This window comes from Desulfarculaceae bacterium (assembly GCA_020444545.1).
Lineage (GTDB): Bacteria > Desulfobacterota > Desulfarculia > Desulfarculales > Desulfarculaceae > Desulfoferula.
Genome location: JAHLKT010000002.1, coordinates 290581 through 315461, shown reverse-complemented (window position 1 = coordinate 315461; position 24881 = coordinate 290581). Strand labels below are relative to the sequence as shown.

Annotated in this window: 16 protein-coding genes; 10 read left to right on the top strand and 6 right to left on the bottom strand. The window is 66.9% G+C overall.

Features of this window, described 5'->3' with window-relative positions; all coding sequences use genetic code 11:
- The first annotated feature begins 24 nt into the window (after nucleotides 1–24).
- From KQH53_05870 to KQH53_05855, 4 genes are all read left to right on the top strand, one after another.
- Entirely contained in the window at nucleotides 25–1242 is a 1218-nt protein-coding gene (locus tag KQH53_05870; GenBank protein ID MCB2226188.1) for an OprD family porin, read from the top strand.
- Nucleotides 1243–1361: 119 nt separating this feature from the next.
- A complete protein-coding gene (locus KQH53_05865) occupies nucleotides 1362–2519 on the top strand; it encodes an iron-containing alcohol dehydrogenase (GenBank protein MCB2226187.1) in 1158 nt (385 codons plus the stop codon).
- Between the two features lie 84 nt (nucleotides 2520–2603).
- Complete coding sequence (locus KQH53_05860; protein ID MCB2226186.1) at nucleotides 2604–3293, top strand: complement resistance protein TraT; 690 nt, start codon at nucleotides 2604–2606, stop codon at nucleotides 3291–3293.
- 151 nt (nucleotides 3294–3444) lie between these two features.
- The gene (locus KQH53_05855; protein MCB2226185.1) at nucleotides 3445–5145 is read left to right on the top strand and encodes a sensor domain-containing diguanylate cyclase; all 1701 of its coding nucleotides are present in this window, start codon (nucleotides 3445–3447) and stop codon (nucleotides 5143–5145) included.
- A 364-nt stretch (nucleotides 5146–5509) separates the two neighbouring features.
- Here the strand turns inward: KQH53_05855 and KQH53_05850 are convergent, their stop codons facing one another.
- The 6 genes from KQH53_05850 to KQH53_05825 all read right to left on the bottom strand — a co-directional run bounded on the left by KQH53_05850 (nucleotide 5510) and on the right by KQH53_05825 (nucleotide 14293).
- Entirely contained in the window at nucleotides 5510–6439 is a 930-nt protein-coding gene (locus tag KQH53_05850) for a DMT family transporter (GenBank protein MCB2226184.1), read from the bottom strand.
- 11 nt (nucleotides 6440–6450) lie between these two features.
- Nucleotides 6451–9645 carry a multidrug efflux RND transporter permease subunit gene (locus tag KQH53_05845; protein MCB2226183.1) on the bottom strand — a complete coding sequence of 1065 codons (3195 nt, stop codon included), beginning with the start codon at nucleotides 9643–9645 and terminating at the stop codon, nucleotides 6451–6453.
- A gap of 13 nt (nucleotides 9646–9658) precedes the next feature.
- Entirely contained in the window at nucleotides 9659–10954 is a 1296-nt protein-coding gene (locus tag KQH53_05840) for an efflux RND transporter periplasmic adaptor subunit (GenBank protein ID MCB2226182.1), read from the bottom strand.
- Nucleotides 10955–10990: 36 nt separating this feature from the next.
- On the bottom strand, nucleotides 10991–12448 hold the full coding sequence (locus KQH53_05835; GenBank protein ID MCB2226181.1) for an efflux transporter outer membrane subunit: 1458 nt from the start codon (nucleotides 12446–12448) through the stop codon (nucleotides 10991–10993).
- Nucleotides 12449–12590: 142 nt separating this feature from the next.
- Complete coding sequence (locus KQH53_05830; protein MCB2226180.1) at nucleotides 12591–13307, bottom strand: potassium channel family protein; 717 nt, start codon at nucleotides 13305–13307, stop codon at nucleotides 12591–12593.
- Complete coding sequence (locus tag KQH53_05825) at nucleotides 13304–14293, bottom strand: DUF128 domain-containing protein (GenBank protein MCB2226179.1); 990 nt, start codon at nucleotides 14291–14293, stop codon at nucleotides 13304–13306. Before KQH53_05825 ends, KQH53_05830 begins: the two co-directional genes overlap by 4 nt.
- A 496-nt stretch (nucleotides 14294–14789) precedes the next feature.
- Here KQH53_05825 and KQH53_05820 point away from each other — a divergent pair, with 496 nt between their 5' ends.
- The 6 genes from KQH53_05820 (at nucleotide 14790) to KQH53_05795 (ending at nucleotide 24880) form a co-directional block, all read left to right on the top strand.
- On the top strand, nucleotides 14790–15203 hold the full coding sequence (locus KQH53_05820; protein ID MCB2226178.1) for a hydrogenase iron-sulfur subunit: 414 nt from the start codon (nucleotides 14790–14792) through the stop codon (nucleotides 15201–15203).
- Between the two features lie 6 nt (nucleotides 15204–15209).
- A complete protein-coding gene (locus KQH53_05815) occupies nucleotides 15210–15881 on the top strand; it encodes a methylenetetrahydrofolate reductase C-terminal domain-containing protein (GenBank protein MCB2226177.1) in 672 nt (223 codons plus the stop codon).
- Between the two features lie 2 nt (nucleotides 15882–15883).
- Nucleotides 15884–16819, top strand: coding sequence for a methylenetetrahydrofolate reductase (locus tag KQH53_05810; GenBank protein ID MCB2226176.1), 936 nt, complete (start codon nucleotides 15884–15886; stop codon nucleotides 16817–16819).
- Between the two features lie 45 nt (nucleotides 16820–16864).
- The gene (locus KQH53_05805) at nucleotides 16865–19789 is read left to right on the top strand and encodes an alpha-hydroxy-acid oxidizing protein (protein ID MCB2226175.1); all 2925 of its coding nucleotides are present in this window, start codon (nucleotides 16865–16867) and stop codon (nucleotides 19787–19789) included.
- 5 nt (nucleotides 19790–19794) lie between these two features.
- Nucleotides 19795–22443, top strand: coding sequence for a hypothetical protein (locus KQH53_05800; GenBank protein MCB2226174.1), 2649 nt, complete (start codon nucleotides 19795–19797; stop codon nucleotides 22441–22443).
- Nucleotides 22444–22606: 163 nt separating this feature from the next.
- Nucleotides 22607–24880 (top strand): hypothetical protein, encoded by a 2274-nt coding sequence (locus KQH53_05795; GenBank protein MCB2226173.1) that lies wholly within the window; start codon nucleotides 22607–22609, stop codon nucleotides 24878–24880.
- Nucleotide 24881 lies beyond the last annotated feature (1 nt).

Genomic DNA, 24881 nt, shown 5'->3' with positions numbered 1-24881 from the left:
CCGCCGCCCCTCGCGGAGACATCCATGTTGCGCAAGCTCCTCTGGGGTCTGCTTCTGCTGACCGCCCTGCTCCCCTGCCCGACCGCGTGGGCCGAGGCCACCGGCGGCCTGTGGGCCAGCCTGAGCCGAGGCGAGCTGAACATCCATTTGCGCAGTTTCTACATGGACCGGGATTACAACGACAAGCCGGACCAATCGGCCTGGGCCATCGGCGGGGAGCTGTCTTACGCCACCCGGCCCTGGCACGGCCTGTCCATGGGCGCGAGCCTTTACACCTCGCAGCCGTTCTTCTACGCCCCCCTGGACCGCGCGGGCACGGACCTCCTAACCAACAGCCAGACCGGCTACACCGTGTTGGGCCAGGCCTATATCAAGGCCGCCTACCGCGGCTTCAGCGCCACCCTGGGCCGCCAGGCCCTGGACAACCCCCTGATCAACCCCTTTGACTTCCGCATGACCCCGGTGACCTACGAGGCCCTGAGCCTGGCCTACACCTCGAGCGGGCTCAGCCTCAACCTGGCCCAGGTGCAAGGCTACAAGAGCTGGAACGACACCACCTTTCAGCCCATGAGCCGCGCGCCGGGGCTGGGCGGCGGCGACGAGCCGGTCACCCTGGGCGGCGCGGCCTATGCCTGGGGCGGGTACAAGCTGCAGGTGTGGGACTACGTGTGCCATGAGTACATGAACTCGTTTTACGCGCAGGCGGACGGCGGCTGGGACCTGGCCCCGGACTGGCGCCTTGCCGGCGGGTTGCAGATCATGGCCCAGCAGGACGTGGGCGCGGCCAAAATCGGCAGCTTCCGGGCCTTGCAGACCGGCCTCAAGGCGGCGCTTAGCTGGAAAGAAACCACCTTCACCGTGGCCTACACCGACACCGGCGACGGCCACGACATGGTCAACCCCTGGGCGGCCTGGCCCGGCTTCACTGCGATCATGGAGCTGTCCAACGACCTGGCCGGGCAGCGCACCTGGCTCTTCCGCTTGGGGGCGGAGATGGCCCAGTACGGCCTGCCGGGCCTCACGGCCACCCTGACCCACACCCGGGCCACGGTGCCCGACGGGCGCAACTTCGCCAAGCCCGACCAGGTGGAGACCGACGTGGACCTCAGGTACTACTTCAGCGACGAGCTGAAGCCGCTGTGGCTGCACCTCAGGGGCGGCTACGTGGACCAGGACATAACCATGGGCGGAGACACCTACACCGACCTGCGTTTCATCGTGAACTACGACTTCTCCCTTTAGGTAAGAGAAAAAATCGCAACCTGTGCGCTAATGATTTGCTCTCTGTGATCAGGGCAGTAGAATGGGGCAGGTTTTACACAACCCTTATCCGGCGGTGACCGGCGGCGCGAGGAGCTCTCATGAATCCCCTGCAGATCTACAACCACCTCAATCCCGGCCAATTGCTCTTTGGAAAGGGCAGCCTGGGGCAGATGGACGATTTCCTCCCCAGCAGGGCCAAGACCCTTGTGGTTACCGACCAGGGGTTGCGGGCGGCGGGCCTGGTGGAAAAGGCCACCGACCAGTTGGAGCGCCTCGGGGTTGAATACGTGGTCTACGATCAGGTGAGCCAGGACGCGCCCCTGGACCAGATCATGCAGGCGGCGGAGCTGTACCGGAGCGAGGGCTGCGGCGCGATCATGGCCATCGGCGGCGGCAGCCCCATGGACGCGGCCAAGGGCGTGGGCGTGGACGTGTCCCAGCCCGGCTCGGTGCGTGAATACGCCACCGGCCGGGTCATCGAGGCTCCCCTGCCCCCCTTCACGGCCATCCCCACCACCGCGGGCACGGGCAGCGAGGTGACCTACTCGGCGGTGATCAGCGACAACCAGACCACCCGCAAGATCGTCATCCGCAACCAGGCTCTGGTGCCCAAGCTGGCCGTGTTGGACCCGGACCTCTTGGCCGGTCTGCCCCCGCGCATCGCGGCCGAGACCGGGGCCGACGCCATGTCCCATGCCATGGAAGGCCTGGTGACCCGCAACGCCCAGCCGGTTTCCGACGCCCTGGAGCTGCACGCCATCAAGCTCATCGGCCAGAACCTCAGGGCCATGGTGGGCGACCCGGGCAACCCGGAAGCCGCGGCCAACATGCTCCTGGCCTCCACCCTGGCCTCCATGGGCTGGACCAACGTGGGCCTGGGCCTCACCCATTCCCTGGCCCACCCCCTGGGCGCCCACTACCACATCAGCCACGGCGCGGCCTGCGCCCTGTATCTGCCCTACGTCATGCACTTCAACATCCTGGCCGCCGCGCCCAAGTACCGCATGGCCGCCGAGGCCCTGGGCCAGGACGTGAACGGGCTCAGCGACCACGACGCCGCCATGGCCGCCCTGGAGGCGGTGCAGGATCTCTTCGACGACGTGGGCCTTGCCATGAGCTACGAGGAGATGGGCATCGAGGACTTCCAGATTCACGAAGACGTTCTGGAGGAGATTCTCTCGGTGCCCACCAAGCAGGCCAACCCCCGGGTTTCGGGCCCCGAGGAGATCGTGGGCCTTCTGGAGGCTCCCAAATAGTTTAGACGGGGAAAGGCTCGGCCAACCCTGATGGGCTCCGGTGCAAGGCAAGGCGTAATTTGGCTTACAGTGGCCTGCCTTGCCTTGCTCCTGGCGCTATCCGGCTGCTTCAGCGCCTACCACGCCATGGAGCACCGCGACCTGGCCACGGATAGCAAGCTCGACCAGGAAATTAAGGTGGCCGGCCTTTCCCTGCGCTCCCGCACCGTTTACCTCAAGATTCTGGACCCCAACCAGATCTGCGGCGGTCTCAAGCCGGCCCTCGCCCAAAAGCTGGGAAAGGCGGGGTACCGGCTGGTGGATTACCCGGCCCAAGCCGACTATCGGCTGCGGATTTCCTTGCAGGGCATCGATGCCCACCCCACCAACACCGCCGGCGCCGACCCCGAGGCGCAGTCCCAAACCACCCAAGCAGCCGCCAACATGGCCAGCGCCACGGGCGGGTCCTGGCAAGGGGCCGCCGGCGCGGCGGCCATCATGGTCTACGCCTGGCTGGAAACCTTGGGCGCGGCCCTGTTTCCGGTGGACCACTATTCCTTGGAGGCCAAGGTGCAGCTCTGGCAGCGGACCCGGAGCTATCCGGTGGAAACGGACTCCCCGCCCCTTTGGGAAAAGCGGCAGGCCACCCTTACCGTTTCGGCCCAACAAACCGGCCTGAGCCACGCCGAAGCCTCCAAGCTGCTCGGCCACCAGATCACCGACTCCCTTGCCGAGCTTTTCGACCCCGGCCCGCCCGCCGCCGCCAAGCGCCCCCCAGCCAAGGGCGCCCTCTAGGCGGCTCGCCGCCGGGCGGGCCTATCCGCTGCGGCCTGAAATCACCTAAATATTTCGTGGCATTTTAGGGGAAATGTAATTTTTTTGGTGCGTTGACACTGTTTTGGGTTATGTTAGCCAGCGTATAACCTATACCCTCGCAGGGATTCGCATGTTTTCCAGGCGCCCGCCCTTCCTGCTGTTGGTTCTGCTTTTGGCGGTTTGTTCCGCCTGTGGGTGCGATACGTCCCCCCGGGCGAACCACCCGCCCAACGAGGTGGGCCTGTGGGAAGACGCCGGCGGCCAGGCGGGCATCGAGCAAGCCGCCGCCCCCTCCAGGGCGGAACGCTATGTCCGGCAAAAGGGCAACCGCATGTCCATGGGCTTCAGCCGTTCGGCCCTGTGGGTGCGCCTGGCCCTGGACCAGGTCCCCCCGACCGAGGACTGCTGGGTGCTGTCGGTGGCCGCCCCCTGGATGGACCAGGTCGACCTGTACCTGCCCCGCCCCGGCGGCGGCTGGGAGCACCTGTACACCGGCCTGCAACAGCCCGGCCCCGATTCAGCGCCCGGCTGCTTCGCCCTTAGTGCCCCGGCCGACACCCCCCGCACCGGCTACGCTTATTTGCGCCTCAAGTCCGAACTTTCGCTCAACGCGGGCATCCGCCTGTGGCCCGAAGCCGAATTCGTCGAGGACCTGGTGCACGATGGGTACCTCTATGGGGTGCTCTACGGTGTGCTGGGGGCCATGTTCCTGGTCAACCTCATGGTGCTCCTGGCCACCCGCGACCGGGCCTATCTGCTCTATGTGCTCTATCTGGCCAGCATCACGCTCCATCAGATGTGCTTGCAAGGCCAGGCTCTGTTTTTGCCCCACGCCCTGTGGCCCTGGGTGCCGGAGATAAGCCTGCTGGTTTCGGCGGCCCTGTTCTTTTTCGGGGCCGCGTTCTGCCGCGTGTTCCTGGACACCAAGAGCAACGCCCCGGTGGTGGATCGCCTGCTATGGACCTACCAGTTCATGGCCTTGGCCATGCTGGCTCTGGTCCTGGGCCAGCAGATTTGGCTGGGCACCTGGGTGGCGCACAGCATGGCCCTCTTGGGTCCCGTCCTGGGCATCGCGGCGGGCATCCTGGCCCTGATCCGGGGATTTAGGCCCGCGCGCTTCTATCTTGCCGCCTGGATCGTGTTGCTCTTGGGCAGCATGGCCTGGGGGGCCTGGTCCATGGGATGGCAGTTCCTGGTGCCTCTGCCCCGCTCCCTGCTCACCCTGGCCGCCGCCTTGGAGAGCGTGCTGTTGTCCATGGCCCTGGCTGACCGGGTGCGGGTGTTGCACCGTGAGCGCCAGGTGCTGGTGCAGCGGGAGCGCCGCTACCATCAACTAAGCATCACCGACGAACTCACCAGCCTATTCAACGCCCGCTATTTCTGGAGCAAGCTGGACAGCGAGGTGAAGCACGCCCAGGAGCTGAACGAGCCTCTGAGTCTGGTCATCCTGGACGTGGACGACTTCAAGCGCTTCAACGACACCTACGGTCACCCCGAGGGAGACAAGGTGCTCACCGAGCTGGGCCGCATCCTGCGCCTGACGGTGCGCCCGGCTGACTCGGCCTGCCGCTATGGCGGGGAGGAGTTTGCCCTGCTTTTGCCCGGGGCCACGGGCAAGGGAGCCCGGGAGGTGGCCGAGCGCATCCGCAACAGCCTGGCCCGGCATGTGTTCCAGCCGGGCAACGGAAACCGGGCGGTGGTTACGGTCAGCCTGGGCACCGCCCAGCTCATCTCCGGCGACACGTCGCAATCCCTGGTCAGCCGGGCCGACCAGGCCCTGTACCGGGCCAAGGCCCGGGGCAAAAACCAGACCGTGTACCTGGACAACTAAGAAGCAACCATGCGGCCGGAGCGTCGACGATAAGTTGTAAACTGGTTTTAATGCCCCAGGCATGGTGGGGGTATTTCGCATGTTCGATTATTGTGCTAGTCTGGGATTTCGAACAAACTTGAACTCAAAAGGTCCGCTGTGCGATTTATTTCGTTTGGCAAACTCGCCTGCCCTCATTGTGGCAGCACCTTGGTCAGGCGTTCCCACCGGCGCAACAGCTTGGAAAGAGCCTTGTCCATTTTAGGGTTCAATCCTTACCGTTGCCGGGATTGTTATCACCGGTTTTTCAGCTTCTGACCCGCCGCCGATGGGCATAGGCGCCTTCCAAAGCCGGCCGGGGCATCCCGGCGGGCGACCCCTGCCCTCAGCCCGCCCGCGAGGCCCGGCTCTGCGACCCCAGGTAAATAGCCGCCAAAGCCAAAAAAGCTCCCCCCGCTTCCAGCCAGCTGGTGGCCCGCCCAAAGAAAACGATGTCCCACACAAAGGCCATGGTGGGTTGCAGCAGCAGCACCAGGCCCGCCCGGGAGGCCGGCAGGAGCATCAGCCCCCGGGAGATGAGCACCCAGCCCAGGGCATGGCAGCCCAGCCCGTATACGCCCAGCAAGCCCCAGTCCGCCAGGGCGGGCACGGCCAAGCCGCCGGGCTCGGCCAGGGCCGCCGGCAAAAGCAGCAAGGCGCAGGCCAAGGACATCAGGGCCACGCTGGCCACCGGCTTTAGCCCGCCGATACGGCGCAGGGACCAGCGCATGGTAAGGAGATAGCCGCTGTAGGCCCCGGCCGCTAGCAGGCTCAGCAACACCCCCAGGCGCGATGCCGAGCTCAGCTCAGGCCAGGAGGCTCCCACCAGGCCCCAGAGCCCGGCCATGGCCAAGGCTATGGCCGCCCCCAAGCGCCATCCCGGGCGCTCCTTGAAGTAGACCACCCCCACCAGGGCCATGAAGAACACCTGGAAATTGGCCAGGATGGTGGACAGACCCGGCCCCAGGCTGAGGATGGCCCGGTGCCAGGCGAACAGGTCCAGAGCAAAGAACAGACCGGCCAAGCCCGCCCCGGCCAGAGCCGGCCAGCCGCCCCACAAGGCCTGGCCCCGCCAGGCGGCCCAGAGCAACAGGCCCAGCCCGCCGATGAGCATACGCCAAAAGGCGCTTGCGCTGGGGCCCACCTCCACCAGGCGCACCATCACCGGCGCGAAGCTGATCAGCAAGGCCCCGCCCGACACCGAGGCCAGGGCGCCAAACAACGGGGGCGGCGGGTTTACCGCCGCCCCCGGGATTGCTTTCCGGGATTGGTTCATGGCCGAACCGGCTAGGCGCCCCCCTCGCCGCCGTCCTTGGGCGGCTGGGGAGCGGTCTGCTCCTCGGCGGGAGGAGCCGGGTTCGCCGCTGCCTGGGCCTTAGCCCGCTTCTTGGCGCCCATGCGCTGGAAGAGCACGAACAGGCCGGGCACGAAGCAAACGCCCAGGAAGGTGGCGGCCAACATGCCGCCGAACACCGCGGTGCCCAAGGCCTTGCGGGCCCCGGCCCCGGCCCCGGTGGCGATCAACAGCGGAATCACGCCGAGGATGAAGCTGAAAGCGGTCATGAGGATGGGCCTGAAGCGCAGGCGAGAGGCCTCGATGGCCGCGTCCAGGATGTTTTTGCCCTGCTCGTTCAGATCGCGGGCAAACTCCACGATCAGAATTGCGTTCTTCGTGGCAAGGCCGACGAGAAGCACCAATCCGATCTGGGTGTAGACGTTGTTGTCCAACCCCCTGACATGCAGGGCGATGAAGGCGCCCAGCAGGGCCAAGGGCACGGCCAGGACCACGGGCACCGGCAGCTTCCAGCTCTCATACTGAGCGGCCAGCACCAGGAACACGAACACCACCGCCACCACGAAGACCACCGCGCCGGTGCCGCCGGCCACCACCTGCTGGTAGGAGATGCCGCTCCAGGCGTAGCCCATGGACAAAGGCAGCTTTTCCTTGGCCATGCTCTTCAAGAGGCTGATGGCCTGGCCCGAGCTGTAGCCGGGCGCGGCGTTGCCCCGGATGGTGGCCGCGGAATACAGGTTGAAGCGCGGCACGATCTGGGGGCCCAGGTAGGGGGTTACATTGACCAGGGTGCCCAGGGGCAGCATCTGGCCCTCGGGGTTGCGCACCTGCAAGGAAAGGATCTCGTCGGCCTGGTCGCGGAACTGGGCCTCGGCCTGGATGTTCACCTGGTAGGTGCGGCCGAACTTGTTGAAGTCGTTCACGTAGGCCGAGCCCAGGTAAGCCTGGAGGGTGTCGAACACCGTGGACAGGGGCACGCCTAGGCTCATGACCTTCACGCGGTCCACGTCCACGAACAACTGCGGCACGTTGGCCCGGAAGGAAGTGTACATGCCGGTGAGTCCGGCCTGGCTGTTGCCGTCCTGGATGAATTCGCCGGCCACTTTTTGCAGGTTCAGCAGGCCCAGGGACCCGCGGTCCTGCAGCTGGAACTCGAAGCCGCCAGACAGTCCCAACCCGGGCAGGGCCGGAGTGGGAAAGGCCACCAGCTGGGCCTCCTGGATGCCGTAGAAGGCCATGTTGAGGTGTTGCAGCATGGCGTCCTGGGACTGCTCCGGCTTGTCGGCCCGGGCGCCCCAGGATTTGTAGACCAGCACCAAGCCGGCCATATTGGAAGCCACGGTGCTGTCCAACAGGTTGTAGCCGGTGATGGCGATGTTGTAGGCGATGCCCGGAGTGGCGGCCACGATCTTGTTGGCCTGGTCCACCACCGCCTGGGTGCGCTCCAGGCTGGCGCCGTCGGGCAGCTGGATATTGGCGATGGCGTAGCCCTGGTCCTCCTGGGGCACGAAGCCGGTTGCGGTGTGGCCCATGATCCAGAAGGCGGCCACGCCCAGGATTCCGTAGACGAGCATGGCCAAGAAAAGCTTGCGCACCACCTGCTTGACGATGCCTTCGTAGCCCGCGGTGGCCCAGCCCAAGAACTTGTTGAAGCCGCGCCAGAACCAGCTGCGGTGCTCTTTGCTGGGGCGCAGAAGCAGGGCGCACAGGGCCGGGCTCATGGTCAGGGCGTTGATGGAGGAGAAGATGGTGGCCACCGCGATGGTCAGGGCGAACTGCTTGTAGAGGATGCCGGTCATGCCGCCCATGAAGGCGGTGGGCACGAACACGGCCAGGAGCACCAAGGTGGTGGCGATGACCGCTCCGGAGATCTCCTCCATGGAGCGGATGGCCGCTTCCTTGCCCGTGAGCTTGTGCTCGTCGATATTTCGGGCGCAGTTCTCCACCACCACAATGGCATCGTCCACCACAATGCCGATGGCTAGCACAAGTCCAAAGAGCGTGAGGGTGTTGATGGAGAAGCCCAGGATGCCCATGACCCCGAAGGTGCCGATGAGCGACACCGGGATGGTGATGGCCGGGATAAGGGTGGAGCGCACGTCCTGCAGGAACACGTACACCGTCAGGATAACCAGCACGATGGCGATGAGCAGGGTCGAAACGATCTCTTCGATGGAGGCGCGCACCACGTCCGAGGCGTCGTAGGCCACCACCGACTCCAGGCCCTCGGGGAAGCGCTCGGCCAGCCCGGCCAGCACCTTGCGGCAGGCCTCGGAGAGCTGCAAGAGGTTGGCCCCGGGAAGCTGGTAGACCATGATGGTGGTGGTGGGCTGCTGGTTGAGCTGGCAGTTGACCGTGTAGGTCTTGGCCCCCAGGTCCACCTTGGCCACGTCCTTGACCCTGACCAAACGGCCATCGGGCCCGGTCTTGACGATGATGTCGGCGAACTGGTCCACGTCCTTGAGGCGGCCCAGCACGTTCACCGTGAGCTGGAAGCTCTGCCCCTTGGGGGCGGGCGGCTGGCCGATAACCCCGGCGGCCACCTGGACGTTCTGCTCCTTGATGGCGTTGGCCACGTCGTCGGTGGTCAGGCTGAAGCTCTTGAGCTTCTGGGGGTCCAGCCACACGCGCATGGAGTAGTCGCCCGCGCCCAACACCTGCACGTCGCCCACCCCGTTTATCCGGGCCAGCTCGTCGCGGATGTTGATGGAGGCGTAGTTGCTCAGATAGACGTCGTCATACAGGCCGCTTCTGTCCACCAGGGTGATGAGCATGGCGAAGTTGGGCGACTTCTTTTTGGTGGTCACGCCCAGGCGCTTGACCTCGTCGGGCAGCGAGGGAGTGGCCACGGCAACCCGGTTCTGGGTGAGCACCGTGGCCATGTCCTGGTCCACGCCGGTCTCGAAGGTCACGGTAAGGCTGTAGGAGCCGTCCGAGGCGCTGTTGGAGGACATGTAGAGCATGCCTTCCACGCCGTTGACCTGCTGCTCGATGGGCTGGGCCACCGTCTGCGCAACCACGTCGGCGCTGGCGCCGGGGTAGCTGGCGGTCACGTTGACCGTGGGCGGCTCGATGGTGGGGTACTGGGAGATGGGCAGGCCCACCAAAGTGAGCAGGCCACCCAGCACGATCACGATGGACACCACCGCCGCGAAGATGGGCCGGTTGATGAAAAAGCGGGAAAACATCTAAGCGCCGCCCCTACTTGGCCTTGGATTCGGAAGAATCCTTGGCCTTGGCTTTTGAGGAGTCCTTGGCCTTGCCCTTGGCTTCCTCTTTTTGTTCGCAAGCGGCCTCGGCCTTGAGCTTGGCCTTCATCTGGGCCTCTTGCTGGGCGGCCATCTGCTTGGCCTGCTCCACGGTCAGCGGGGTGCACTTGGCCCCGGCCCTCACCCTCTGGAGCCCGTTTATCACCACCCGGTCGCCGGCCTTGATTCCCTTGAGGATCACCTGCTGGCCATTCTGCAAGGGGCCCAGTTCCACCGGCTTGTACTCCACCTGGTTGGCCTGGTTCACGGTGTAGAGGTAATTGCCCCGCTGGTCGCGGCTCAGGGAGGACTCGGGCACCATCAGAGCGTCCTTGATCACCCCGGTGGGCACCTGGACGCGCACGAACAGGCCGGGCAACAGGCTCATGTCCTTGTTGGGGAACACCCCGCGCACCTGGATGGTGCCGGTGTTGGGGTCCACCTTGTTGTCGATCCAGTCCAGGTAGCCCTTGTGGGGGAAGCCCTTTTCGTTGCTCAGGCTCAGCGCGGCCAGGGGGCGCCCCTTGTCGTCCAGGGGCACTTCCTTCAGGCGCTGGCTGTCGCGGTACTGGAGCATCTCCCGCTCGCTGACCGTGAAGTAGGCGTAGATGGGGTCGTCCATGACGATGCTGGCCAGCTTGGTGGTCTGGCCCGCTCCCACCAGGTTGCCCACGTCCACCAGGTTGCGCGAGATGCGCCCGCTGATGGGCGCGTGCACGTGGGTGTAGCCGTAGTCGATCTTGGTCCGCTCCAGCTGGGCCTTGGCCGCCTCAATCTGGGCCGCCGCCTCGGCCGACTGGGCCTTGGCCTGGATGACCTCGACCTCGCTCACCGCGCGGTCCTTGTAGGCGTTCTCCTTGCGCACCAGGGTGGCCTGGGCCAGCTGGTACTGGGCCTTGGCCACGGCCAGGTTGGCCAGGGCGATGTCCACCTTGGCCTTGTAGGGCTCGGGCTCGATGATGAACAGGAGCTGTCCCTTGTCCACCCGGCTGCCCACTTCGAAGTTCACGCTACGTAGCTGGCCTTCCACCCGGGCCATGATGTCCACCGAGAACACCGCCTGGGTGTTGCCGGTGAACACGCTGTGGTCGGTCACCGTCTTGATCACCGGTTCGGCCACGGTGACCATGGGCGGCGGGGGAGCGTGGAACTTCTCTTTGTCTCCATCGCAGGCCGAAGCCGCCGTCAGGCACAGAACCGCGGCGGCCAAGACAAACATGCGGGATTTAGCCGATAGCATCTGTCGCATCTTCCTGGGGCCCTCCCCCGGGCCGCCGAAGGGCCCTTATGGTCTGGCCGAGGCCGAGGCCGTTCCGCTGGGAGCCGGAACGGCTGTTTGGTTGGGATCCCATCCGCCTCCCAGGGATTGATAGATGACCACCAGGTCGATGGCCACCTGCCCCTTGGAGGCGGCGAGCTGATTATCGTAATTGAACAGGTTGCGCTGGGCGTCCAGCACCGGCTGGAAGTCCTGCAAGCCCTCCTTGTACAGGCGGATGGCCAGGTCCAACGAGCGCCGCGAGGAGGACACGGTCTGGGCCAGGGCCACCTGGCGCCGCTTCTCCTGCTTGAAGGCCTCCAAGGAGTCTTCCACTTCCTTGAGCGCGGACAGCACCGAGTTCTCGTAGGTCAACAGCGCCTGCTCGGTCAGGGCGTCCTGCACCTTGATCTGGCTGCGGATGCTGCCGCCCGCGAAGATGTTCCAATAGATGCTGGGCCCGAAGCTGTAGGTGAGCGAGCCGGCCCCGAACAGGTCGGAGAAGTTGGAGGCCGAGGTGCCCAGGCTGCCCAGCAGGGTGAAGCGGGGATAGAGGTCCGCGGTGGCCACGCCGATGCGGGCGGTGGCCGCGGCCAGCTGGCGCTCGGCCCGGCGGATGTCCGGCCGCTGGCGCAGCAGGTCGGCCGGCACCCCCACCGCCACCTTGGCCGGCAGGGCCGGCAGGGGCATGGGCTTCTCCAGCTCCTTCCTGAGCGAGCTGGGCGGCAGGCCCAACAAGAGGGCCAGGGTGTTGAAAGACTGGATCAGGCTGGTGCGCAGGGGAGGCAGCTCGGCCTGGGAGGAGCCCAGCACCGTTTCGGCCTGGGACACGTCCAGGTCCGTGGCCAGGCCCCACTTGAAGCGGGCCTGGGTCAGCTTGAGCACGCCCTTTTGCGAGGTGATGTTTTCCTGGGTGGCCGCGATGCGCGCTTGCAGGGTGCGCACCGTGAAGTAGGTCTGGGCCACCTGGGAGTAGAGGCTGACCATCACGTCGGCCCGGTCCTCCTGGCTGGCCTGGAGGTCGGCCTGGGCCGCCTCCACCGAGCGCCGGATGCGCCCGAAGAGATCGATCTCCCAGGAGGCGCTGGCGCCGATGTCGAACTGCTCGCCGGTGATGCCCTGCTGGGTCACGTTGCTCAGTGCCTTTTGGCTGGCTTGCTGGCGGCTGCCGTCGGCGTTGGCGTCCACCTGGGGATAGAGCTCGCCGGTGACCACGCCCAACTGGGCCCGGGCCTGCTTGACCCGCGAAACCGCGGCCTTGAGGGTCAGGTTGCCCAGGTCGGCGCGCTTGATCAGGCTGGTGAGCAGGGGGTCGTCGAAGACCTGCCACCAGGTCACCAGGTTGGACTCGCTACGTCGCAGGGAGGGGTCGCCCGCCTGTTGCCAGGACGGGGGCACCTTCTTCTCCGGCGGCTTGTAGTCTGGGCCCACCTTCATGCACCCGGCCGCCAGGAGCAACGCCGCCACGGCCAGCCCCAAAAGCACCCATCTGATTGTCCCTGGCGCTATAACTCCGCGGTGCCGCATTGATCCGTCCTCCCTAGCGTAAGGCCATCTTCGGCGACAGGGCGGTTATTGTCAATATTTACCGGACGGATGCATGTATTTATGCTGAACGGGCGGAGCATTATTTTTCGCGCCGGGAATACAGGGCCACCAAACGGGCCACCAAAACCACCATGTAAAACTGCCCCACCACCGCCTCGGTGTTGGCCAGCTGGCCGGCCACGTTGCTCAGGGGGGTGATGTCGCCGTATCCGGTGGTGGTCAGGGTGACAAAGCTGAAATAGAACAACACCGACCAGTTGTGGCCCGCGTAGTCGCTGGCCTTCATGGTGGTCAGCACACCGTCGCTGAACTCGAAGGAGCCGGGCCAGACCATCTCCACCGCCTGAAAGGCGAAGCCCCACAGGATGCCGATGAGCAGATAGCCGCTCAAGGCTCCGCTGATGGTGTCGAAGGTCACCCGTTCGGTGCTCATTACGTCGCGCCCGATGCCCACCAGCACCATGATCAGAAATACGATGAGCAGCACGCAGCCCAGCACCTCCAACCTGTTGGAGCGCATGCCGAAGTCGCCCAGGGTGAGCACCAGGCCGCCCAGCAGGCAGACGACTGAAACGAAGAAGGAGCGGCGGCGGTGGATCACGGCGTAGGCCGCGGCCACCAGCACGGCCACGATGAACAGGTCCAGCAGGGTCTTGGTGCGCGGGAAAAGCTGCTCCACCAAGGGCACCGCCAGGAAGTAGATCATCAGGGTGACGAAGAGCCACAAGTGCTGCGACTTGAACCAGGGGATGTGGTAGCGCCGCCGGCTGGGCCCCTCCTTGGGCAACGGACTCATCCCAGCACCTCCCGGTAAGGCCGAAGCTGTTCAAAGGGAAAGAGCTGGCCAAAGGCCCGGTTGCTGGTGGCGATGCCCGCCTCCTCCACCGCGGCCATGGGGTTGAGGCCCCCACGCACCACCATGCCCACCCTGCCCTGGGGCAGGGGCACCTCCAAGAGGGGCTGGCCCGGACGGCCCACCAGGAGCACCGCGCCCAGGCCGTGGCGCTCCAGGCGCGCGGCCAGGCGGCGGGCCTTTTCCGCCGCCGGAGCGGGTATCTCCCGGAAGGAGGCCCCGATGACGCCCTCCCCGCTTTGGGCGGCTAGCCACACCGAGGTCATCTGTCCCTTGATGAAGATCTCCAGGGGGTCCAGGGTGGTGCCGTCATAGTTGATGATCTGGGTGAAGCGCACCGGCTTGTGCTCGGATATCTGCAACAGGCCGCCGAAGCGGTTGGTCATGGGGATGCCCTCGGCCAGGGCCACCCCGTTGACGCTCACCGAGCACACCGTGGCCACCACCACCTCGTGGGGCCGGGGCATGAAGTTGCCCATGCGCTGGCCGGGCTGGCCGATGATCAGGCGGTCGCCCAAGGAGTAGCCCGCCGCGAACACCTGGCGCATGATCTCCTTGGCCCGGGGCAGGTCGGCCTGGTCCAGGGTGGACATGTTCACCACCACCCTGCCCTTGCCCTGCCGGAGGCGAAAGTCCATGCCGAAGATAAGGGCCTCGGCCCGGGCGGCCACGAAGCCCACCTTGTCGGCCACGTAGGCGGTCTCCAGCTCGCGGCGGCCCAGCTCGGTGAGGCGGCGGCCTCGGCGGCCCACCTGCTCGGTGAGCCCTTCGTTGTCGGTGAAGCTCAGGTAGTAGCGGATGGTGCGCTGGCTCATGTCCTTGCCGGCCAGGGCCAGGGCCTGGGCTATGCGCGCCCCCCCCAGAGGCTTTTCCGACTCGGCCAACACCCGTAAAACATCAATAATTTTGCGCCTGCTTCGTTCGTCCACTTCGCATGTCTCCACGGCTGCCGGGTTGGCTCTCCGCTCCAGGGGGGCGGATCGACCCCCAACCTAGCCGGACCCTACCGGATTGTCAAGGCTTGATGCGGCAATTTTGCCGGGTTCGCCTTGCCGGGTTTTTCCGGGCCGCGCCTGTTGGCCCTGCCCGATCCAACACTTGACTCCATACAATACAGGTAAGGGGTTACACCTTTTCGTTGGAGAGCGCAGAGGTATTGACAATAAGGTAATCCTCTGTCATAAAGGCAACGGTTGCCGTTTTGGTTACGGGCCTTCCAGCCCCCGTCCTCTTCCCCGCGAAGCGGACGACCGCTACAATCCGCGCTAAAGGCCCTCGGCCGCTTCCCTTCGGGGCGAAGCGGGAGGGTTTTCGTCGCGGTTGGCCTTGCCCACGGTTGCCTGAAAAGTCCACGAGGGGCCGGCCCCGAGCAGCCATGCCAGGGACCGGCCGAGCAGATTCGCTTTAGACAAGGTGAACCAAGCCATGGATAGCTTCCAACCCGAAATAACCCTGCTCTACTGCCGGCAGTGTTTGGCCTCCGGGGTCAAGCCGGTAGAGGGCCGCCGCTCCGGCGAGGGCTTCAGCGCCCGCCTGGTGGTGTTGCCCTGCAGCAGCAAGGTGCAGTTGCCCCATCTGATGCGCCTGCTGGAAAAGGGCAGCGACGCGGTGCAGATCGCCGCCTGTCCCGAGACCGCCTGCCAGCACCTGGTGGGCAGCAACCGGGCCGAGAACCGCATCAAATATGGACAAAGCCTGCTGGAGACCGTTGGCATGGGCGCCGAGCGCCTGGGCCTGGAGCGGGGAGCCGGCCAGAGCTTGGACGATCTTTTGCAAATGGCCGGCCGCCGCGCCGAAGCCGTGCGGGCCCTGGGGCCCAACCCCATGAAAGGAGTTTGAGCGCCGATGATCACCGCAGAGTGGAAGCCCATTGAAGAGATGGTGGGTTACCTGCGCGGCCACAAGAAGGTGCTGCTTATCGGCTGCGCCACTTGCGTGGCCGAGTGCGCCGCCGGCGGAGAGCGCGAGGTGGAGACCCTGGCTCCCCTGCTGGCCATGGCTATGCAGAACGACGGCAACCCCATCGAGATAACCAGCGCCACCCTGGAGCGGCAGTGCGAGCCCGAGTTCGTGGCCACCATTGCCGACCAGGCAGCCGATGCCGACGCCATCGTGAGCGTTTCCTGTGGCATCGGCATGCAGCTGGTCGCCGACACCTATGCCGACACCCCCCTGTTCCCCGGGGTCAACACCACCAGCCTGTCCATCCGCGAGGAGCCGGGCCTGTGGACCAGCCGTTGCGCCGCTTGCGGCGACTGCGTGCTAGGCCTCACCTTCGGCCTGTGCCCCGTGGCCCGCTGCGCCAAGAGCCTGATGAACGGCCCCTGCGGCGGCACCCGCGAGAATGGCATGTGCGAAATCAACGAGGACACCCCCTGCATCTGGCGCCTCATCGTGGAGCGGGCCACCGCCCGCGGCCAGCTTGAGAGCCTGGTGGAGGTGAAGCCGCCCAAGAACTGGTCCAACTCCCCCGCGGGCGGCCCCAAGAGAATGCTTAGGGAGGATCTGCGGTCATGAGCCTGAAAGCGGGAAGCAAGTTAGAGAAGGTATTGGCCGCGGGCGAGTTCGCCCTCACCGCCGAGATCGGCCCCCCGCGCGGCCCCGATGCCGAAGAGGTGCTCAAGAAGGCCGAGGTCCTGCGTGATGTGGCCGACGCCTACAACGTCACCGACAACCAGACCGCGGTGGTGCGCATGTCCTCCATCGCCGGTTCCAAGCTGCTCAATGACGCGGGCCTGGAGCCGGTGGCCCAGATGACCTGCCGCGACCGCAACCGCATCGCCATGCAGAGCGACCTGCTGGGCGCGGCCGCCTTGGGCCTCAAGAACATCCTGGCCATCAGCGGCGACCACCAGCAGGCCGGAGCCAGCGGCAAGCTCAAGGGCCATCCCGGCGCCAAGGGCGTGTACGACGTGGACTCCATACAGCTGATCAACATCATCAAGAACATGCGCGACGAGGGCGTGCAGGCCGGGGGCGACACCCTGAGCAGCAAGCCCGCCTTTTTCATCGGCGCGGCCTGGACTCCCCTGGGACCGCCGATCGAGTTCCGCGTGCTGCGCCTGGCCAAGAAGGTTGCCGCCGGGGCCGACTTCATCCAGACCCAGGCGGTCTACGATGTGAAGGCCTTTGCCGAGCAGCTGAAAAAGGCCGTGGACATGGGCCTGACCGAGAAGACCGCCATCCTGCCCGGCATCATCGTGCCGCGCAGCGCGGGCATGTTGCGCTACATGCACAACAACGTGCCCGGCGTGGTGGTGCCCGACGAGCTGATCGCCCGCATGAAGGACGCGGCCGATCCCGCGGCCGAGGGCCTCAAGGTCACCGTGGAGCTCATCGAGCAGGTCCGCGAGCTGGACGGCGTGAAGGGCGTGCACTTGCAGGCCATCGAAGCCGAAGAGCTTCTGCCCGACATCATCAAGCAGGCCGGGCTGAGCCCGCGGCCGGAGGTCTAGGAAGGCCCCCGGCGGCGCGCCGCCTCGCCCTAGCAGGGATAGATCATGAGTGACAAGTATCACGTCGAAGTAGCGCCCCGCGCCCCCCGCTTCACTCCGGTGGCCCGCCTGGCGGCCATGGAGACCGAGGGGTGCCTGGGCTGCTTGCAGTGCGTCAAGCGCGACGCCTGCATCTACGAGGTCTACCGCAAGAAGACCTTCGACGCCGACCAAGTGGTGGAGACCACCGACGCCATGTGCCTCAACTGCATGCGCTGCGTGCAGGAGTGCAAGAAGGGCATCCTCTCCCGGGCCATGAACCCCCAGTTCGAGGCCATGGGCGACGACTACTGGCGGCCGGACATCATCTCCACCCTGTGGAAGCAGGCCACCACCGGCAAGATCCCGGTGTCCGGGGCCGGCTACCGCGGCCGCTTCAGCGGGCCGGGCTTCGATCAGATGTGGACCGACATGAGCGAGATCGTGCGGCCCACCCGCGACGGCATCCATGGCCGTGAGTACATCTCCACGGTCATCGAGCTGGGCCGCCGCCCCGAGCGCCTGGTGTTCGACGAAGAAGGCAAGCTGGCCATCGACGTTCCGCCTTTCGTGGAACTGCCGGTGCCCATGATTCTGGACATGGCCCCCTGGGGCAAGATCGGCCCCAGCACCCGCCGGGCCGTGGCCCTGGGCGCCAAGGCCTCCCACACCCTGGCCGTGGCCACCTATGACGAGGCGGCCGAGCTGTTGGCCGACCTCAAGGACCACCTCATCGTCCGCCTGGACGGGGTGCCCGAGGACCTTTCGCCCCTGGACGGCGCGGCCCTGGCCGAGTTCATCGACTCGCCCACGGTCCTGGAAGAGATCGCGGCCCTCAAGGCGCGTATGCCGGAGATGGTCACTTCGGTGCGCACCGCCCTGGACGAAAACGCGGCCGACCGTGTGGCCGAGCTGGCCAAGGCCGGCGCCGAGGTCATTCACCTCCAGGCCGGCTACAAGGGCCAGGGCCTGGGCCAGGCGGCGGATCGTTTCGTCACCAAGCTGGTCCGCGAGGTGCACCTGCGCCTGGTGGACGAGGCCTGCCGCGATCAGGTGACCCTCTTGGCCAGCGGCGGCATCGCCCTGGCCGAGCACGTGGCCAAGATCATCCTCTGCGGCGTGGACGGCGTGGGGCTGGACCTGGTCTTGAACGTGGCCATGGAGTGCCGCATGTGCGGCTCCTGCTCCGAGGGCTTCGACTGCCCGGTGGGCCTGGACACCATAGACGAAGAGCAAGGATCGTCCCGGGTGATCAACCTCATGGGCGCCTTCCACTCCCAGCTCATCGAGCTCATGGGCGCCATGGGCATCCGCGAAACCCGCCGCCTGCGCGGCGAGGTGGGCCGGGCCATGATCTTCGAGGATCTGGAGAAGATGAGCTTCGCGCCCATCTTCGGCGAGCGCATCAACGACGACGAGCCCGCGCCCTCTCCCCCGGAGCCGGTGCTGGCTCCCGGCGAGTACGCCAACCTGGGCGGCGAGATCACCCAGGCCCCCAGCCGCTACCGCAACGCCCTGACCAAGTTCAAGGCCGAGCGCATGACCACCTGCGTGGCCTGCGGCAAGTGCGCCGAGACCTGCCAGTTCGGGGTGCACCTCAAGAGCGGCGACAAGATGCTCGCCCCCAAGAGCGAGCACTGCCGGGGCGCGGACTACTGCCGCTCCATCGGCTCCTACTGCGGCGACGCCTGCCCGGTGAGCGCCATCCGCGTGGGCCTCAACCCCGTCTGGCGCACCTTCGGCGACCCCCGCTGGCCGGCCGATCTGTTGGTGAGCACCTGGATTCAGGCCGAAACCGGCAAGCCGCCGGAGAACGGCCTGGAGTACCGCAAGGGCGCCAGCGGCGGCGGCTTCGACCGCATGGACATCGTGTTCCCCACCGAGCCGCCGGATAAGAGCTTCGGCCCCGAGGACGTGGACCTGTCCATCGACCTGAACCACCGCGACGACGACGGCCGCCCCAAGGTGACTATCGACTTCCCGGTGTATGGCGGCGGCATGAGCTTCGGCTCGGTGAGCGGCGCCACCATGGAGAGCCGGGCCAAGGCCTTCACCTCGCTCAACTCCTTCACCTGCACCGGCGAGGGCGGCTTCCCGCCCGTGTTGGAAAACTACTCCGACCACGTGATCACCCAGGTGGCCACCGGCCTGTTCGGGGTGCGCGAGGAGACGATCCAGCGGGTGCGCATCGTGGAGTTCAAGTACGCCCAGGGCGCCAAGCCCGGCCTGGGCGGCCACCTCCTGGGCGACAAGGTGACCCCGGCCGTGGCCAAGATGCGCGAGGCGGTGGAGGGCAACGCCCTGTTCAGCCCCTTCCCCTTCCACTCGGTCTATTCGGTGGAAGACCACAAAAAGCACGTCGACTGGATCAAGCAGATCAACCCCACCACCCTGGTGTCGGTCAAGGTCTCCACCCCCATCGACGTGGACATGGTGGCCGTGGGCTCCTACTACGCCGGGGCGCACATCGTGCACCTGGACGGCAGCTACGGCGGCACCGGGGCGGCCCCGGACATCGCCAAGAAGAACATCGCCATGCCCATCGAGTACGCCATCCCCATGGTGCACCGCTTCCTGGTGGAAGAAGGCATCCGCGACAAGATAACCCTGATCGTCTCCGGCGGTCTGCGCACCGCCTGGGACGTGGCCAAGGCCATCGCCCTGGGAGCCAACGGGGTGGTCACCGGCACCGCCGACATGATCGCCCTGGAGTGCATCCGCTGCGCCAACTGCGAGTCCGGGCGGGGCTGCCCCCGCGGCATCGCCACCACCGACCCCGAGCTGTCGGTGCACTACGACTCGGATTGGGGCTCCCGGCGCGTCATCAACATGTACCGCTCCTGGGGCATCCAGCTGCGGGAAATCCTGTGGCGCCTGGGCCTGAAGAGTGTCAGGGAGCTGGTGGGCCGGAGCGATCTGCTCACCCACCTGGACTACCAGAAGAAGGCGTGATTTAAATGGCCAGCCTGACTCAAAGCATAAAGCAAGGCCGCCTCCCCAGCCGGGAGGAGCTTACCCGCATGACCGAGGCCATCATGGCCTCCCGCCGGCGCTCCATCAAGGGCGCGGCGCCCATCAGCCCCATGAAGGCCGCCGAAGAAGGCGGTTGCGGGGTGGTGGGCTTCGCGGCCTCCGTGCCGGTGCGCGGCCGTCACATCTTCGAGCCCTCCATCCAGATGCACAACCGGGGCAACGGCAAGGGCGGCGGCATAGCCGCGGCCTGCCTGGACGCCGGGCAGCTGGGCGTGGACGCGGCGACCTTGAAAAACGACTACATCTTGCAGGTGGCCCTGCTGGACGACTCGGCCGAGGCCGAGGTCGAGCAGCAGTGCATCACCCCCTACCTCGAAGTGCACCACAAGGCGCGGGTCCAGACCATGGGCGACTACCGCGACTTCGGCCTGGAGGTCAAGCCTCCGGACGTGGTGCGCTACTTCGTGCGGGCCAAGGACGGCGCTCTGCAGCGCTTCGCCCAGGAGGAAGGCCTGGTGGGCCTGGAGGGGCGCGCCCTGGAAGATGAGTTCATCTACCGCAACACCAACCGCCTCAACGCTACCTTCTACACCAGCCTGGGCGAGAAGCGGGCCTTCGTGCTCAGCCACGCCCGCAACCTGGTCATCCTCAAGATCGTGGGCTTCGCCGAAACGGTGGTGCAGTACTACGGCATGGACGACTTCAAGGCCCAGGTGTGGATCGCCCACCAGCGCTACCCCACCAAGGGGCGCGTGTGGCACCCCGGCGGCAGCCACCCCTTCATCGGCCTGAACGAGGCCCTGGTGCACAACGGCGACTTCGCCAACTACTTCAGCGTGAGCGAGTACCTGAGGCAGCACGGCATCGCCACCCAGTTCCTCACCGACACCGAGGTGGCGGTCCTCTTGTTCGACCTGTGGACCCGGGTCTATCACTACCCCCTGGAGTACGTGATCGAGGCCATGGCCCCCACCACCGAGTTGGACTTCGCCCAGCTCAGCGCGGAGCGGCAGACCACCTATCGCGCCATCCAGGCCCTGCACATGCACGGCAGCCCGGACGGTCCCTGGTTCTTCATCATCGCCCGCTCCAACCCGGACAAGGACCTGTACCAGCTGCTGGGCATCACCGACACCTCCATGCTCAGGCCCCAGGTCTTTGCGTTGCAGGAGGGCGACGTATCCATCGGCCTGGTGGGCTCGGAGAAGCAGGCCATCGACGCCACCCTGCTCTCGCTCAACGAGGAAGACCCCCGCTTCCGCCTGGTGGCCGACCGCTACTGGAACGCCCGGGGCGGCAGCCACACCGACGGCGGCGCCTTCCTGTTCAACGTGCAGGGCAACGGCAACGGCTTCGAGCTAAGCTGCGAGGACAAGTTCGGCAAGGCCATCACCGGCGAGGCGGGCCAGTGGCGCTTCGACGCGGCCGAGGCCACCAGCGCCCCGGCCGAGCCCGGCGGCCTGGAGGCCCTGCTGGACGGCGGCAGCCCCTTGGAGGTCTTCGACGCGGTGGCCCCGGCGGTCAAGGGCTGGAACTTCGCCCAGGTGCGCTGGCTCATCGAAAAGGCCGAGGCCAAGGCGGCGGCCAGCGACGATGGCGTGGACTGGGCCCTGGAGCTGTTGAGCCTGCTCAACAACCGGCGCTACGCCACCGGCGAAATGAAGCGCTCGGTGATCTTGCAGCTGCTGCGCACCGCCATCAACCGCATCCTCGACTCGGCCCCGGCCATCGCCGAAAAGGCGGGCAAGCGCTACGCCCGCATCGACTGGGAGACCCGCGACGACCTGCGCGCCCCGGCCGGTGACGAAAAGGTCCTGGTGGTCTACGCCCACCACTTCCCGCCCGAGGGCGACGACTGCGACGCCCGCCTGGAAGTGAAGGCCTATGAGCTGGGCTGGAAGCGCTTCATCGTCTACGGCCTCAAAGGCCAGCGCTTCCAGGGCTGCGGCCTGGGACCGGCCACCGAGGACGTGCGCTTCGACCTCTACGGAGCCTCGGGCGACTACCTTGCCTCGGGCATCGACGGCATGGAGATTCAGATCCACGACAACGGGCAGGACCAGCTGGGCCAGATCATGAAGGAAGGCAAGCTGGTGGTGCACGGCGACGTGGGCCAGGCCTTCATGTACGGCGCCAAGGGCGGCGAGGTGTACATCATGGGCAACGGCGCGGGCCGCCCCCTGATCAACGCGGTGGGCCATCCCCGGGTGGTAATCAACGGCACCTGCCTCGACTTCCTGGCCGAGTCCTTCATGGCCGGCGACCCCTACAACGGCGGCGGCTTCGTGGTGCTCAACGGCGTCACCTTCGACGCCGAGGGCAAGGTGATCGAGTTGCCCTCCCCCTACCCCGGCTCCAACCTGTTCTCCCTGGCCAGCGGCGGGGCCATCTTCGTGCGCGACCCGCACAAGAAGCTGGTGGACGAGCAGCTCAACGGCGGCCACTACTTCGACCTGACCCAGGAGGACTGGGATCTGATCCTGCCCTACCTGGAGGAGAACCAGCGCCTGTTCGGCATCAGCATCGACGACCTGCTCACCGTGGACGGCGTGAAGCGCTCGCCCCTGGAGGTCTACCGCAAGGTAGGCGCGGTCAAGCTGGCCGTGCTGGCCAAGGAGGCGGTGCCCGAATAGGACCCTTCCGACCCGACCCCACCGGCCCGCCGCGTATCCTGCGCGGCGGGCCGTCTTTTTGGCCCCGCCTCCGGGAGGCGCTTCCCTTGCCGCCCCCGAGGCCTGGCTGGTATCTTATGCCCGGGGGGTCCGATATCCGTGCCTTTTTACGAGGCCTTGGGAAATGAGCCTGTCTCTGCCCTACAACCTTGGTCCTTTCCGTCTCTCGGGCTGGCCGTCCAAGGCCGGTCTGGCCGTGCTATGGGTGCTGGCCCTGCGCCTGCTCCTGCCCGGCCTGGGCTTGCCCGACTCGCCGGCCACGGAGCTGGCCCCGCTCATCGGCCTGGACCGCCCCGGCTTCTGGTGGAAGTTCCTGGCCACCTTGGCCCCATTGGGCTTGCTGGGCATGAGCACCGCCGGGCACCTGCTGGCCCGCTGGGCCGGAGGCGCGGCCGCGCAAACCGGCCCCCGCCTGGGCGCGCGCGACTGGGGGGCCTATCTGGCCCTGCCCCTGCTCGTCGCCTGCACGGCCCTGCACGCCGCCACCCACCTGTGGTCCCTGCTGGCCGGGGCCGTCTATCTGGCCGCCATCGCCTACCAGGCCTGGCTATGCGCCGGGCTGCTCTGGGAGGCAGGGGCCGCGCCCTCGGCGCCTCGCCGTTTGCTGGCCTGGGGCAGCGCCCTGTTGGGCCTGGCCCTGTTCTGGGCCCTGGCCGCCTGGGTGGTACAGGCCGTGAGCACCTGCGGCGACGAGACGATCTACCTGATCGACGTGGACCGGCTGCTGGCCGCCTGCGGCCTTTCGGCCGGCAACGCGGCCCAGCCCGCCGCCCGCCTGGCATTTTACTGGGGCGGCTGGAGCAAGGCCCTGGCCGCGCCCTTGAGCGAGGCCTGGCTGCTGCGCCTCATCCTGGCTCCCGGCTGGCTGGTGGCCGGACGCCTGGGAGCCCTGGCCGTGCTGGGCCTGGCCGGGGCCGTGTCCCTGGGCCTGTTCTGCTCCCTGGCCCTGAGCCTGGGCTACCGCGCCCGGGTGGCCCTGGCCGCCACCTGGCTCTTGGGCTTCACCCTGCCGCTCATGCAGCTCACCCAGCATGTGTACCCCGGCGTGTTCGGGGTGCTGGGGGTGGTTTGCGGCCTGGTGCTGCTGGCCGGGCTGCCCCAGCGCGCCGGTTGGCGACTGGCGGGCCTGGCTGGGCTGGGGCTGGCCCTGGTGCTCATCAAGCTTCGCCTGGCCCCGGCCGTCCTGGGCCTGATCATGGCCACCGTGGTTAGCCTCTACCTGGAGCTGCCCCGGCGGCGCATCTGGACCGGGCTCGGCGCGGCCCTGATTGGCGCCCTGGGCGCCGCCATAATCTTGGCCGCCTATTGGGGAGTGGGCCCTCAAGCGCTGTGGCGGGTGGGCCACGAGCTGCGCAACATGCCGCCTCTGGACCTGGGCCTGATGTCCCTTACCCTGCCGGCCATGCTCCTGGACCAGCAGTTCGGAATCATCGCCTTTGCGCCCTGGCTGTTGTTGGGTCTGGCCGGGGCGGCGCGCTTCGGCCGCGACAACCCGCGCCTGTTCCTCTACTCCCTGTTGGCCGGGGGCGTGGCTTTCCTGGCGGTGATCGCCTGGCGCTGGCTGCAATGGTTCGGCGGCTTCACCCCGCCGGGCCGCTTCCTGGCGCCTCTGCTGCCCGTGCTGGCCCTGTGGTCCCTGCCTGCCCTGGCCCGGGCGGGCCGGGCCTGGCGCGTGGTCCTGGCCTGGCTGGGGATGCTCAGCCTGGGCCTGGCCTTTGTCTTCACCCTGATCCCCCAATGGCGTTTCCACCGCCGCACCGGCATGAACAACCTGCTGGCCTGGTGGGGCGACCAGATCAACGGCGTGGTTTACCACTTCCTGCCCTCGTTCAACGACCACGCCTGGCAGCCCATGCTCCCCGCCGTTATCTGGCTGGCCTTTATCGCGGCGGCGGCGGTGTATCTATGGCGGGAGCCACGACCCGGAGCCCGCTCCTGGAGCCCGCGGCGCGCCGGTCTGGCGGCCGCCGGAGGCCTGCTGGCCGTGGTAATATGTCTTTCCCTGGCCGGCCGCGTGGTGAGCAGCGGGCACCTGGAAGCCGAGAACCTGCTGACCAGCCAGAGCCGCCTATACGGCGACATCTACGACCAGCCGGTGCAGCTGGTGCTGCGTTCCACCAAAGACGTGGGGCGGGTCCGGGTGGTGATCCCGACCGGGGCGCGGGGACTGGACATCAAGATCGTAAGCCACGCCGGGCCGCCCTTTGACCAGCCGCCGCCGGTGCTGGGCGTGTTCCTGGACGGCAAGGAGCTGGGCCGCCTACCCATCACCGGTCTGAAATGGAGCCTGGTGCGCCTGGACGCGCCCTTGCCCCCCGGGGTGCACACCCTGGAGCTGCGTATGCTGAGCCACAACGGCCGCGACGTGCTGGGGCTGGATTATCTGGAACTGCGCTGAG